This window comes from Rhodoferax sp. LS1P39 (genome assembly GCF_056521425.1).
In genome coordinates this window covers 128448-141724 of sequence record NZ_JBWMAV010000007.1, presented here as the reverse complement: position 1 = coordinate 141724, position 13277 = coordinate 128448, and the positions used below count along the sequence as shown (strand labels likewise).

Genomic DNA, 13277 nt, shown 5'->3' with positions numbered 1-13277 from the left:
AATAAATAGCTGCTCACGCCCATGGAATCAGCACGAGCAGCCTATTTCTTATCAGTTTTCTATTTGCGCACCACCGCGTCGCCCGGCGCAAAGTCGGCGGCTTTGAGGGGGCTGTGCGAGGTGATGTAGCCGCGCAGCACGTCGGCATCGACGAAGCCGGTGTTGGTGTAGCTGGGGTGGGCCACCAGCTTGGGGTAGCCGTCGCCGCCCACGGCCTGGAAGTTGTTGATGGCCATGCGGTAGGTGGTGGTGGGCTGGACGGGCACGCCGCGGATGCTGGCGCTGCTGACTTTGCCGTCGGCGATGACCAGGCGGATACCGGCAAACTGCGGGAACGCGCCCGAGCCGGCGGTCATTTTGGCGGTGGCGTTCAAGTAGTCCATCACTTCGGTGCCGGTGAATTCGACGGTGGAGATGGTGTTGCCGAAGGGCTGGACCTTGAGCACATCCTTGTAGGTGAGCGGGCCTGCGGGCAGGGAGTCGCGCACGCCACCGGCGTTGACCACGGCAAAGTCGGCCCGGGTTTTGGCCAGCATCGACAGGCCCACCAGCACGCCCATGGCGGCGGGCTGGGCGCGGATGATGCTGCGGTCACCTTCGATGCGGGCATCGCTGCTTCCCACGGGGATGCCGAGCTTTTCCTGGCCAAGGTTCTGGTACGGCGTGAGCACGGCCAGCATGGCGGGGTCTTCGGCGATCTCGCTGGTGTAGAAGGCCTTGGCGGGTTTGCCGTCGGCGCCCTGCACCGTCTTTTTGAGGTTGATGGGGATCAACGCGTAGTGCACCAGCTTGAATTCGCCGTTGCGGTAGGTGAAGTCGGCACGGCCCACGTACTTGCCCCATTCGTGAGCTTGCACGATCCAGGTGCCGTTTTGGCGGTCTGGGGCGCAGGGGGTACCGGGCACGTAAGCATCGTCGCGCACGTTCTCGGCCTTCATGCAGGTGGGGTTTTGCGAGTGGCCGCCGACCACCAGGTCGATGCCCTTGACGGCGCGGGCCATTTCCACGTCGCCTGGGGCCTGGGTGCCGTGCAGGCCGTTGGTGTAGTGGCCCATATGGGTGGCGGCAATGACCACGTCGGCCTTGGCGCGCAGCTCGGGCACGACCTTGGCGGCCTCTTGGATCACGCTGCGGAATTCAACGCCCTTGACGTTGTCGGGCAGCACCATCTTGAAGGTGTCTTCGGTGGTCAGGCCCATCACGCCTACGCGGATACCGCCCACGTTGAAGATTTTGTAGGGCGCAAACATGCGCTGGCCCTGGTCGTAGATGTTGGCCGACAGCATGGGGAAGGTGGCCAGTTCGCGCTGCATGTTGAGCACGGCGCGGGGCTTGTCGAACTCGTGGTTGCCCACGGCCATGGCATCGAAGCCCAGCAGGTTCATGCCCTTGAAGTCGGGCACGGCATCTTGCAGGTCGGATTCGGGCACGCCGGTGTTGATGTCGCCGCCGCTGAGCAGCAGCATGGAGCCACCGGCGGCGGCCACTTCCTTGCGCACCTGGTCTACCACGGTTTTCTGCGCCGACATGCCGTACTCGCCATCGCTGTTTTTCCAGAACCGGCCATGGTGGTCGTTGGTGTGCAGGATGGTGATGTTGTAGGTTTTGTCCTTCTCGGGGCCGGGGGCCAGGGAAGAGCAACCGGCCAGAGCGGCGACCAGCAGGGCGAGGGCGAAACGGGTGGGTGGTGTGCACATGGAAGCTCCGGTTATCAGGTTTTGGGTCCGCGCAGCTCGGCCATGCGCTCGTCGAAATAGCTTTGCACGGTGTAGCGATCGGACAGCACCACATCGCGGCGGGGGTGCAGAAACAGCGGCAGCGAGACGCGCGACTTGAAGCGGCCTTCGCCCATGGGGTTGAGCACCCGGTGGGTGGTGGACGGGTAGTAGTGGCCCGAGGCTTCCTGCAGCATGTCGCCGATGTTGACGATCAGCAGGCCGAAGTCGCAGGGCACGTCGTACCAGGCGCCATCTTTGCCCAGCACCTGCAGGCCGGGTTCGGTGGCCGCTGGCAGGATGGTCAGCAGGTTGATGTCGCCGTGGGCGGCCGCGCGCACGCTGCCGGGCTCTTCGTTGCCGCGCAGGGGCGGGTAGTGCAGCACGCGCAGCAGGGTCTGGTCGCAGCCCTCAATCATCTGCGGCAGGGGCTCGGTGTAACGGGCACGCACCTCGGGGGGCGAGTTGTCTTCCACCCACTTGAGCAACTCGGCGGCCAGGGCGCTGCCTTGCTGGTAGTAGCGGCGTGCGGCATCCGACACCTCGGCTGGGTACCGGCCCCAGGGGTAGATGTGGAAGAACTCCTTGAGGTCGCGCTTGTCGTTGCCCTTGGCGGTCTCGGACACGGCGGGCGAGAAGTAGCCGTCGAACTTGACCGGGTCCTGCGTGTACTTGTGCTTGGCCTCGGAGCCAAAGAACGCCAGCCATTCGGCATAGATGCCGTCCACCAGGCGCTGGTCCAGCGGGTGGTGCGACAGCACGCCAAAGCCGGTGTCGTGCAGGCTTTGGCAAAAGTCTTGCGCGGCGGTGGCACTGAGGTAGTTGACGACGGGGAACTGCATGGTCGTTTCCTTTAAGCAATGTAAGGCTGTAACTACCCACCACCCAACATTCGGCTAGAACGCTCGTTCACCATAAACACCGCAGAACTGGCTCCGCCAGGCTGCTGGTGTTGCCCTCTGCAAGGGGGTTGGCGAAAGATGCGTAGCACTGCAGCCTGGGGGTGAGTCACAAATTACTTGGGCAACCAGTCGGACATCAGCATGGCTTCCAGCACCACGTTGCAGGCCTCGGCCTGCACCTGCATACAGACCTGGGTGGGCGGGGTGTCGGCCCAACCGGCCTGGGGGTGGAAGATGTCTTTGCGCTTCATCATGGTCTGGCCGTTGGCAATGCCTTCGGTGGCCACGCGGATGCCGCCGGACTCGATGGTGAACAGCTCGGGGTTCACCAGGTAGATGAAGGCCAGCACGTCGTGCCCAAAGCAGCCGTGGATCTTGGCCACATGGGGGTAGATGCCGCTGTAGAAGTCGGCGTAGAAGCTCACGGCGTGGTGCAGCACGTCGGTGGCCACGTGCTTATGGTGGTCGGCGATCTTCTTGAACATCGCCAGCGGCACGATCACGCGGTGCGTCACGTCTAGGCCCACCATGGTGAGTTTCCAGCCTGCGCTGAAGACGTGGTCGGCGGCGTGCGGGTCGTTCCACACATTGGCTTCGGCTACGGGGGAGACGTTGCCGGGCTCGGTCACGGTGCCGGCCATCAGGATCACTTCTTTGAGCAGCTTGGGCAGTTGGGGTTCCAGCTTCAGGGCCAGGCTCAGGTTGCCCAGCGGGCCGACGGCCACCAGGGTGATTTCACCGGGGTGGGCGCGGGCCATGTCGACGATGAACTGGGCGCTGGAGCGCGGGTCGAGCTGGTTGGTGGTGGCCACGCGCGAGGGCAGGTTGCCCAGGCCGTCGGCCCCGTGGATGAAGGCCGGGGGCGCTTCGCCGGGCTTGACCCAGGGCGTGGCCACGCCTTTGGTGACGGGCACGGTTTTGCCTGCGATGGCGGTGAGGTACAGCGCGTTGGTGGCGGCTTGGTCTACCGTGACATTGCCGAAGGTGGTGGTGATGCCGACCACGTCGATGGCCGGATGTGCCAGCGCGAAGTACAGGGCCATCGCGTCGTCTACGCCGGGGTCGGTGTCAAAAATAACTTTGGTTGGGGTGGTCATAGCAGTTCAGTTCGATGGGGTAAATGTTCAGTTTAGGCGGGGAATCCGCAAAATTCTCGCAAGGCGGCATCTGCTCCGGCGGGCGGTTGGGTAGCCACCAGGGCCTGCACTTCGGCGTGGGTGGGAATGCTGGACTGCGCGCCGGGGCGGGTGCAGGCCAGGGCACCGGCGGCGCTGCCGTACTGCATGGCCAGCGCCAGCGGGTGGCCTTGGGACAGAGCGGCGGTGAGGGCCCCGCAAAAGCTGTCGCCCGCTGCGGTGGTGTCTACCGGCGTGACGGGGTAGGCGGCCTGCAGCAGGATCTGCCCATTGAGCCGCGCGCAGCAGCCCCGGTGGCCCAGGGTGACGACCACGCAGGCGGTGTCCAACCGGGCCAGGCATTCGGCAATGCTGCCGGTGTGCTGGGCCACGCTGGCCAGTTCGCCTTCGTTAACCACCAGCACGTCCACGGCGGCCAGCAGGTCGGCGGGCAGTACCTGTGCCGGTGCGGCGTTCAGCACCACCTGCACGCCCTGGGCATGCGCGGCCTGGGCGTAGGCGGTCACGGTGTCCAGCGGGGTTTCCAGCTGCAGCAGCAGGTGGCTGAAGCCCGCCAGCGGCGGCAAATCTGCGGCCTGCAGGCTGGCATTGGCACCGGGGGCGACGGTGATGGCGTTCTCGGCATCGTCGGACACGCAGATGAAGGCCGTGCCGGTGGGCTGGTCGGGGCTGCGCACCACGTGCTGCACCACGCCTGCTTGCGTGAGAGAGGCCTCCAGCGGCTGGGCAAACGCGTCATCGCCCAGCGCCAGCAACATGTGCGTGGCGGCACCACCCGCACGGGCGCAGGCGATGGCCTGGTTGGCCCCTTTGCCGCCGGGAAAGGTCTGGAACGCGCGGCCCAGCACGGTTTCACCCGGTGCGGGGATGTGGGTGGCGCGCACTACAAAGTCAAGATTGGCCGAGCCAGCTACAAAAATCATGGGAACACCCAATCAGCGGGATTTGACGAAGGGCACGCCGATCGCTTTGGGCGCGACCGACTTGGCCATGAAGCCCGCCAGGATGATGACGGTGACGATGTACGGAATCATCTGGATCAGCGAGCCCGGCACCTTGCCGATGAGGGGTAGCACCACGCCTTCGAGCTGGATTTGCAGGGCAGAAAAAAACGCAAACATCAGGCAACCCAGCGTGGTGTGTACCGCACGCCAGCTACCAAACACCAGCGCGGCCAAGGCCAAAAAGCCGTTGCCGGCCGACATGTCGGCCAAAAAGAAGCCGGTTTGCACAATCGCCAGGTAGGCCCCCGACAGCCCGCACAGCGCGCCGCCCACCAGCAGGGCCAGGTAGCGGGTACCCGCCACGCTGATACCGGCAGTATCTGCCGCATGTGGGTTGTCACCCACCGCGCGCAGGCGCAGGCCAAAACGGGTGTGGTTGACCACCCAGTGCACCAGCGGCACCGCCAGAAAAGCCAGGTACACCAAAATGGTGTGGCCGCCCAGCAGCTCGCGCAGCAGCCAGCCCAGCACGGGCACATCGGCCACCGCCTGGCTGCCGGGGATGTTCAGCGCCTGGAACCGGCCTTCGTCCAGCGGCGGCGTGCGGCCCCCTTGCTGGAAGAAGAACTGCGCCAGCACAAAGGTCAGGCCGCTGACCGAGATGTTGATGGCCATGCCCGACACCAGCTGGTTGCCGCGCTGCTGGATGCACACAAAGCCATGCAGCAGCGCCAGCAGGCACGACACCGCGATGCCAGCCAGCACTCCGAACCAGGGGTTTTGCGTGGCGTAGGCGACGCAGGCCGAAGAAAACGCGCTGGCCAGGATCTTGCCCTCCAGGCTGATGTCCACAATGCCCGAGCGCTCGGCAAACAGGCCGCCCAGCGCCGCAAAAATCAGCACCGGCGCGCTGCGCACCATGGCCACGAAGATGCTGGAGAGTTGGATGTCGTCCATCAGGCCGCACTCCTTTTTTTATAGCTATTCAGCAAGGCGGATAGGGCGGGAGCATATAAATTCTCCATGGCCCCGCAGAACAGGATGATCAGGCCCTGGATAAACACAAAGGTCTCGGGCGGGATGTTGGACTTTTCCAGCGACAGGTCAAACCCGCCCTGGATCAGCCCGCCAAACAACACTGCCGACAGCAGGATGCCAATGGGGTGGTTGCGCCCCATCAGTGCCACGGCAATGCCGATAAAGCCCGCGCCCGCCGTAAAGTTGAGCCCCAGGTTGTGGGACGAGCCCATCTGGCTGTTCACCGCCGCAATACCGGCCAGCGCGCCCGACACCGCCATCACGCCGATGATGGTGCCCTTGATGGAAATGCCTGCGTAGTGGGCGGCGTGCGGGTTCAGGCCCACGGTGCTCACGCCGTAGCCCCAGGAGGTGCGCCACATCACCAGCGCATACAGGCCTAGCGCGGCCAGCGCCAGCAAAAAGCTGATGTTGACCGGGGTTTGGCCCAGCACCGGCAGCCATTCGTTGAGCCGGGGCAGCCAGGTGGCTTCGGCAAACTGGCGGCTGGAGGTGCTTTGCTGGCCCACCGGGATCAGCAGGCTGACGATGATGTAGTTCATCAGCGACGCGGCGATGAAGTTGAACATGATGGTGGTCACCACAATGTGGCTGCCGCGCTTGGCCTGCAGGTAGCCCGGCAAAAACGCCCAGGCCGCACCAAACAGGGTGCTCATGAGGATGGCCAGCGGAACCACCAGCCAGGGGCTCCAGGCCGCGTCCATGTTCAAGATCACCAGCGCCATGCCCAGGCCGCCGATGTACATCTGGCCTTCGCCGCCGATGTTGAACAGGCCTGCGTGCAGCGCAAAGGCCACGGCCAGCCCGGTGAAGATGAAGGTGGTGGCGTAAAACAGGGTGTAGCCCAGCCCCTCGGGGTTCAGGAAGGCGCTGTTGACCAGGATGGCCAGCGACTCGGTGGGGCTTTCGCCCAGGGCGTAGATCACCACGCCCGCCACCAGCATGGCCGAGACGAGGTTCAGGATGGGCAGCAGCAGGTTGGTGGCCCAGCCGGGGAGGTTATGTGGGTTCATAAAATTAGTGGGTCACGCCGCCCATCATCAGGCCGATGCGGGTGGTGTCAAAGTCCCCCGCCGCCAGTTCGCCGGTGATCTTGCCGCCGCACATCACCAGGATGCGGTCGGCCAGCACGCGGATTTCTTCCAGCTCCACCGACACCAGCACGATGGCAATGCCCGCGTCTCGCAGCGCCAGCAGGCGGCGGTGGATGGTTTCGATCGAGCCGATGTCCACGCCACGCGTGGGTTGCCCTATCAAAATGAGAGCAGGTTGTGCAGCTATCTCGCGTGCTAGCACCACTTTTTGTTGGTTACCGCCAGACAGCAGGCCGACGCGCAGGGTCGGGTCGGTGGGGCGCACGTCAAATTCGGTAATGAGCTTTTTGGCGTGGGCCAGGATGGCCTGCGGATTCAGCAGCCAGCCGGACTTGAACAGGCCGTCGTTCTGGTGCCCGAGCAGGGCGTTGAGGGCCACCGAGTTGGCTTTGACCAGGCCTTCGCGCAGCCGGTCTTCGGGCGCGTGGGCGATGCCCAGTGTGCGGTAGACCGCGGGCAGGCCGTCGGCATCGCGCCGCCCCTTGAAGGGCAGCGGTTGGCCTTGGTAACGGATGTCGCCGTTGCTGGGCAGGCGCATGCCCGCCAGCACTTCCAGCAGCTCGGACTGGCCGTTGCCCGAGACACCGGCCACGGCGACGATTTCACCGGCGCGCACGTTGAAGTTCAGGTCGTCCAGCAGCTTCACGCCCTGGGCGTTGTGCAGGCTGAGGTGCTGCACTTCCAGCACGGCGGCACCGGGCTGGTAGGGGCCGCGCGACAGGGTGGATTCGATGCTACGGCCAATCATCAGGCTGGCCACGGCCTCGCGGCTGCTGCTGGCGGTATCGACCTCGCCCACCACGGTGCCCGCGCGCATCACGGTGACGCGGTCGGTCAGCGCAAAGATTTCTTGCAGCTTGTGGGTAATCAGGATGATGGTTTTGCCCTGGTCGCGGAAGACGCGCAGGATGGCAAACAGCGAATCGGTTTCCTGCGGCGTCAGGACGGCGGTGGGCTCGTCCAGAATCAAAATGTCGGCACCCCGGTAGATCAGCTTCAGGATTTCTACCCGCTGCTGCGCACCCACCGACAGGTTTTCGACCCGCACGTTGGGATCGACTTCCAGGTTGTACTCGGCACCCAGTGCGCGCAGGCGCTTTTCTGCCGCCTGGAACGGCGCATCCAGCACCAACGCGCCTTCCACGCCCAGCAGGATGTTTTCCAGCACGGTGAAGCTGTCCACCAGCATGAAGTGCTGGTGGATCATGCCGATGCCGCGCTGGATGGCTTCCTGGCTGTTGCGCATGGGCGCGGGCTGGCCATTGAGCAGAATCTGCCCGCTGTCGGCCTGGTAATAGCCGTACAGGATGCTCATCAGCGTGGATTTGCCCGCGCCGTTTTCACCCACGATGCCGTGGATGGAGCCTTTGCCGACCTTGAAACTGACCTGGGCGTTGGCCTTCACCGCCCCAAACTGTTTGGAGATGCCTTGAAATTCGACGACCGGCACCCCCGGCAGGGTGCCGCCTTCTTGCGCAGTCAACACGCCCCCGGTTAGACGGGGCAGCTGTTGCCGGTGCGGTAGTCCACTACCTTGACCTTGCCGGATTTGATGTCGGTAGCGGCCTGCTTGATGCTGGCTTCCATAGCGGGGGTGATCAGCTTGCGGTTGTTGGCATCGAGTGCCCAGTCCACGCCACCTTCCACCAGGCCCTTGCTGACCACGCCAGCCTTCCAGGTGCCGTTTTTGACGCTCATGAAGCCGTCGTAGGTGGCGTTGTCCACGCGCTTGAGCATGGAGGTCAGGATGAAGCCGGGGTAGAGCGGGTTCTGGTTGGAGTCGACACCAATGCCGAGTTTGCCCTTGTCCTTGACGGCCTGCAGTGCGCCCATGCCGCTACCGCCTGCAGCGGCAAACACCACGTCTACGCCGCGGTCAAACTGTGCGCGCGCCAGCTCGCCGCCCTTGGCCGGATCGCTCCAGGCCGCGGGGGTGGTGCCCACCATGTTTTGCGTCACGTCGATCTTGGCATCCACCGACTTGGCACCTTGCGCGTAGCCGCAGCCAAAGGCTCGGATCAGGGGCACGTCCATGCCGCCGATGAAGCCAACCTTTTGCGACTTGCTGGCCAGCGCAGCAGCCACGCCCACCAGGTAGGAGCCTTCTTGCTCCTTGAAGGTGACGGAGCTGACGTTGTCGCCATTGACCACGTCGTCAATGATCATGAACTTGACCTTGGGGAACTCTTTGGACACGGTGGTGACCGCGTTGGTCATCGAAAAGCCGATGGAGACCACCAGATCAACGTTCTTGCGGGCCATCTGGCGCAGCACCTGCTCGCTTTGCGCGTCGGAGGTGATGGAGGCTTCCAGGTAACCGATCTTGGTTTCCTTCTTGAAGCGCTCGGCGCCCTCATAGGCCGACTGGTTGAACGATTTGTCGAACTTGCCGCCGCTGCCGTAGACCAGCGCCAGCTTGGGGTCGGCCGCGTGGGCGCTGAGTGCGCAAAATGCAGTGGCTACAGCGAGAGAGATGGAGGTGAGTTTCATGGCAGGCAGGTGGGTGGTGGATGAAATAAGGCCAAAACGTCAAGCAATAAACTTGCCAGTTTGGGGCAATACTTGATCATTTGGTCAAGATATTAAGCGAATTCCAAGGGTTCGGGATTGGAGGAAACACCCGGTTGCACACCTGCCTGTGTTTGCGCAGTCCATGCATGGCCTTACGCGTTCAGCCGCCCGAATCCAGGGTCGAGGTGGCGTGCTTGTCCTGTCCCAGACGTTCCACCATCTGTGCCAGCGCGGGCTTGAGGGCGGCTTTCAGGGTGTGCGGCGGGTTGATCAGGAACATGCCGCTGGCGGGCAGGCCGGGGCGTACGGTCTCGCCCGCAGCATCGGTGGTGAGCTTGCTGAACTTGACGGTCAGCGTGGCGTGCAGCCAGCTCTTGCCGGCCTTGGTGGCCAGGGTTTTGAGCTTGCGCGGCAGGTCGTGGGCTTCGGGGCGCGGAATGATGGGGTACCAGACGGCGTAGGTGCCGGTGGCAAACAGCTTCAGGTTGCTGGCGATCATCTCGGCCACCAGGCTGTAGTCGCTCTTGATTTCATAGCTAGGATCGCACAGCAGGAAAGCACGGCGGCTCGGTGGGGGCAAGAATTTGCGGATGCCTTCGAAGCCGTCTTCGCGGAACACCGCGATCTGTCGCCCAGCGGACAACTGGGCAATGTTGGCCGACAGGGTTTTGCTGTCGGTAGGGTGCAGTTCAAACAGTTTGAGCCGGTCGTGGTCACGTAACAGTTGTTGCATGATGAAAGGCGAGCCGGGATAGACTTTTTTGCCGCCCGACTTGTTGAAGCTGGCCACCATGTCCAGGTAGTCCTGCAGCGCCGGTGCGGGCACCAGCGGCGGCTGGCCGGGTTCGGGGTCGGCCAGCAGTTTCAGAATGCCATTGGCCGCCTCGCCGCTGGTTTCGGCGTAATCGCCATCGAGCCGGTACAGGCCGGCACCCGCGTGGGTGTCCAGCACGGCCAGGGCCGGGTCTTTTTCGGTCAGGTGTTTGAGGGCGGCAATCACCACCGTGTGCTTGAGCACATCGGCGTGGTTGCCTGCATGGAAGGCGTGGCGGTAACTAAACATAGGCCCCTATGGTAACGAGGCAGGCCGGTGCTGTGTCAGGCTCTGGGTAGATAGAACGCGGACGGGGTGTTTACGGTGAGCCTGAAATGACTCTCAACACGTTCTAAACTAAGACTTCTTTCCCGCCTATGTCCGATTCCACCCATCCCCCCATCCTGCATTCCGATGCCCTGCCCAGCGGCACGCGGCTGGGGGAGTTCGAGTTGGTGCGCCTGCTGGGCGTGGGCGGCTTTGGCATGGTGTACCAGGCTTACGACCATTCCTTGCACCGGTCGGTGGCTATCAAGGAGTACATGCCGACGGCTTTGGCCGGGCGCATGGCGGGCTCCATGGTGGGTATCCGATCGTCGCTGGACGGGGCCAGCTACCAGGCTGGGTTGCAGTCGTTTGTGGCCGAAGCCCGGCTGCTGGCGCAGTTCGACCACCCCTCGCTGGTCAAGGTATTCCGCTTTTGGGAGGCGAACAACACCGCCTACATGGTGATGCCCCTGTACAGCGGCATGACGCTCAAGCAGGCACGGAGGCAGATGCGCAGCCCGCCCTCCGAGGACTGGCTGCGCCAGGTGCTGTGGTCGGTATTGCAAGCCTTGCAGTTGCTGCACGACAGTCATACGGTGCACCGGGATGTGTCGCCCGAGAATATTTTCCTGCAAGACAGCGGGCCGCCCGTGCTGCTGGACCTGGGCGCAGCCCGCCGGGCGATCGGCGACCTGGGCCCCCGGCACACGGCGGTGCTGAAGGTGAACTACGCGCCCATCGAGCAATACGCCGATGCACGCGACATGGTCCAGGGGCCCTGGAGCGATTTGTACGCGCTGGCGGCGGTGGTGCATGGCTGCGTGGCCAATGCCCTGCCTTTGCCCGCAACGTTCCGGGTGCTGCGGGACCGCCTGCCCAGCATGCAGTCGGTGGCTGTGGCGGCGCAGGCCGAGCACGGCGAGACCTATTCGCCTGCGTTTGTCGAGGCGATCGACCAGAGTCTGGCGATCCGCCCGGAAGACCGCCCACAGTCGGTGCAAGACTTTGTTCACCTGATGGGTTTGCACCCGCCAGCGGAAATGGCGCAGTTTGACTGGCGCACCGAGATGGGGCAGGGCTGGCAGCCCGCGCCGCTGGAGTGGGCCTTGCCTGGGCCGATGGACCTGGCTGAGCTGCCTACCCATTTTGTCTACCCGCCCCGGCAGTCGTCGGACCGGCCGCTGGGGTTGCTGAGTGCGGTGACGGTACCGCCCACCCCGCCGCGGCCCCGCCGGTCCATGGTCTGGGTCGCAGTGGGAATCTTGGCTTTGGTGGTGGGTGTCGGCAAGTCGGTGTGGAATCAGCCTGCCGTGGAACCCCAGCCGGTGGCCGAAGTTCGGGCTCCGCAGCCGATGTTGGCTGCGCTGGAACCTGCGCCCCCGGTGGTATCTGCTGTGGTGCCGGTCGAGGTGGTTGCAGAGCCGGTGCAGTCCGCCTCCGCGCCACCGCGCAAAAAAGCCGCCACGGCCAAGGTGCAGGCAGCGCCCCCGGCACCGATCCCGACCGACGAGGTGGTTTCTGCACACTTGGCCAAGCGCCACCGCACCTCTACGGGGGGCAATGTCTCGGTGTTTCTGTGTCCCGACAACAATTTTCTGACCCGCCCCATGTGCATCTACCGGGAATGCCAAAAGCCTGAATTTGCTGCGTTGCCGGTGTGCGTGGAGAACGCGGAACGCCTGTTGGCACAGCAGCAAAATCGGCGCTGACTGCAAATTTGACGGTATCGCCCACAACTTTGTATAATCATGGGCTTCGCAGCGAATAGCTGGCCCCGCGGCGAAGTTTAAAACCCCACCTAAGAGATCTCCACTAGAGAGACGCCGACCGTGGAAAAGGGTTGCTAGAACGCCAACCTCTTGGGTTGGCCAAACCATTCTTTCAAAGAGAAAATTCATGACCAAAACTTTCAGCGCAAAACCCGCTGACGTAGTGCATGAGTGGTTTGTGATTGACGCGACCGACAAGGTCCTCGGACGAGTAGCCAGCGAAGTTGCTCTCCGTTTGCGCGGCAAACACAAGGCCATTTATACGCCTCACGTCGATACCGGTGATTTCATCGTCATCATCAACGCAGCCCAGCTGCGTGTCACCGGCGCCAAGTCGACTGACAAGATTTACTACAGCCATTCCGGTTACCCAGGTGGCATCTCTGCCATCTCGTTCCGCGACATGCAAGCCAAACACCCCGGCCGCGCTTTGGAAAAAGCCGTCAAGGGCATGCTGCCCAAGGGCCCGCTCGGCTACGCCATGATCAAGAAGCTCAAGGTGTACGGTGGTGCTGTGCACCCACACACCGCCCAACAGCCTAAAGTGCTGGACATCTAAGGAGTATTTCTGATGATTGGTGATTGGAACAATGGCACCGGCCGTCGCAAATCCAGCGTCGCACGTGTGTTTCTGAAAAAAGGCTCCGGCCAGATCAAGGTCAACGGTAAAGACATCACCGAGTTCTTCGGTCGTGCTACCTCGATCATGATTTGCAAGCAACCCCTGGTACTGACCAACCACGCCGAAACTTTCGACGTGATGGTGAACGTGCACGGTGGTGGCGAGTCCGGCCAGGCAGGTGCAACCCGCCACGGCATTACCCGCGCCCTGATCGACTACGACGCTACGCTCAAGCCCGAGCTGAGCAAAGCCGGTTTCGTGACGCGTGATGCGCGCGAAGTCGAACGTAAGAAGGTCGGTTTGCACGGTGCTCGCCGTCGCAAGCAGTTCTCCAAGCGTTAAAGCTAAACAACTTTCAAGGCTCGGGGTGCTCCGCACCCGAGTCGATGAAAGTTGGTCGTTTTCGCTCTGTGCGACGCAAAAACCGCCAAGCCTTCGGGCTTCGGCGGTTTTTGCTTTTGAAAA

12 protein-coding genes are annotated in these 13277 nt (G+C 63.4%); 3 read left to right on the top strand and 9 right to left on the bottom strand.

The annotated features are described in order from the left end of the window. Positions 1-59: 59 nt before the first annotated feature. The 9 genes from ushA to AC097O_RS13415 form a co-directional block, all read right to left on the bottom strand. Positions 60-1697 carry a bifunctional UDP-sugar hydrolase/5'-nucleotidase UshA gene (ushA, locus tag AC097O_RS13455; protein WP_479593309.1) on the bottom strand — a complete coding sequence of 546 codons (1638 nt, stop codon included), beginning with the start codon at positions 1695-1697 and terminating at the stop codon, positions 60-62. 14 nt (positions 1698-1711) lie between these two features. Then, positions 1712-2557: a 2OG-Fe(II) oxygenase family protein gene (locus AC097O_RS13450; RefSeq protein WP_479593308.1), complete on the bottom strand. Its 846-nt coding sequence runs from the start codon at positions 2555-2557 to the stop codon at positions 1712-1714. A 173-nt stretch (positions 2558-2730) separates the two neighbouring features. Next, the gene (locus AC097O_RS13445) at positions 2731-3714 is read right to left on the bottom strand and encodes a nucleoside hydrolase (protein ID WP_479593307.1); all 984 of its coding nucleotides are present in this window, start codon (positions 3712-3714) and stop codon (positions 2731-2733) included. Positions 3715-3746: 32 nt separating this feature from the next. Beyond that, complete coding sequence (locus tag AC097O_RS13440) at positions 3747-4676, bottom strand: ribokinase (protein WP_479593306.1); 930 nt, start codon at positions 4674-4676, stop codon at positions 3747-3749. A gap of 12 nt (positions 4677-4688) precedes the next feature. After that, the gene (locus tag AC097O_RS13435; protein ID WP_479593305.1) at positions 4689-5654 is read right to left on the bottom strand and encodes an ABC transporter permease; all 966 of its coding nucleotides are present in this window, start codon (positions 5652-5654) and stop codon (positions 4689-4691) included. Continuing rightward, on the bottom strand, positions 5654-6748 hold the full coding sequence (locus AC097O_RS13430; protein WP_479593304.1) for an ABC transporter permease: 1095 nt from the start codon (positions 6746-6748) through the stop codon (positions 5654-5656). The genes AC097O_RS13435 and AC097O_RS13430 overlap by 1 nt, the downstream gene beginning before the upstream one ends. Positions 6749-6752: 4 nt before the next feature. Continuing rightward, the gene (locus tag AC097O_RS13425) at positions 6753-8315 is read right to left on the bottom strand and encodes an ABC transporter ATP-binding protein (protein WP_479593303.1); all 1563 of its coding nucleotides are present in this window, start codon (positions 8313-8315) and stop codon (positions 6753-6755) included. A gap of 8 nt (positions 8316-8323) precedes the next feature. Beyond that, a complete protein-coding gene (locus tag AC097O_RS13420) occupies positions 8324-9319 on the bottom strand; it encodes a BMP family ABC transporter substrate-binding protein (protein WP_315182909.1) in 996 nt (331 codons plus the stop codon). Between the two features lie 181 nt (positions 9320-9500). After that, positions 9501-10403: a 23S rRNA (adenine(2030)-N(6))-methyltransferase RlmJ gene (locus AC097O_RS13415; RefSeq protein WP_315246348.1), complete on the bottom strand. Its 903-nt coding sequence runs from the start codon at positions 10401-10403 to the stop codon at positions 9501-9503. Between the two features lie 128 nt (positions 10404-10531). Here AC097O_RS13415 and AC097O_RS13410 point away from each other — a divergent pair, with 128 nt between their 5' ends. The 3 genes from AC097O_RS13410 to rpsI all read left to right on the top strand — a co-directional run bounded on the left by AC097O_RS13410 (position 10532) and on the right by rpsI (position 13154). After that, complete coding sequence (locus tag AC097O_RS13410) at positions 10532-12130, top strand: serine/threonine protein kinase (RefSeq protein ID WP_479593302.1); 1599 nt, start codon at positions 10532-10534, stop codon at positions 12128-12130. Between the two features lie 187 nt (positions 12131-12317). Then, positions 12318-12749, top strand: coding sequence for a 50S ribosomal protein L13 (gene rplM, locus AC097O_RS13405; protein ID WP_092758364.1), 432 nt, complete (start codon positions 12318-12320; stop codon positions 12747-12749). A 12-nt stretch (positions 12750-12761) separates the two neighbouring features. Further along, complete coding sequence (gene rpsI / locus AC097O_RS13400; RefSeq protein WP_315246353.1) at positions 12762-13154, top strand: 30S ribosomal protein S9; 393 nt, start codon at positions 12762-12764, stop codon at positions 13152-13154. Positions 13155-13277 lie beyond the last annotated feature (123 nt).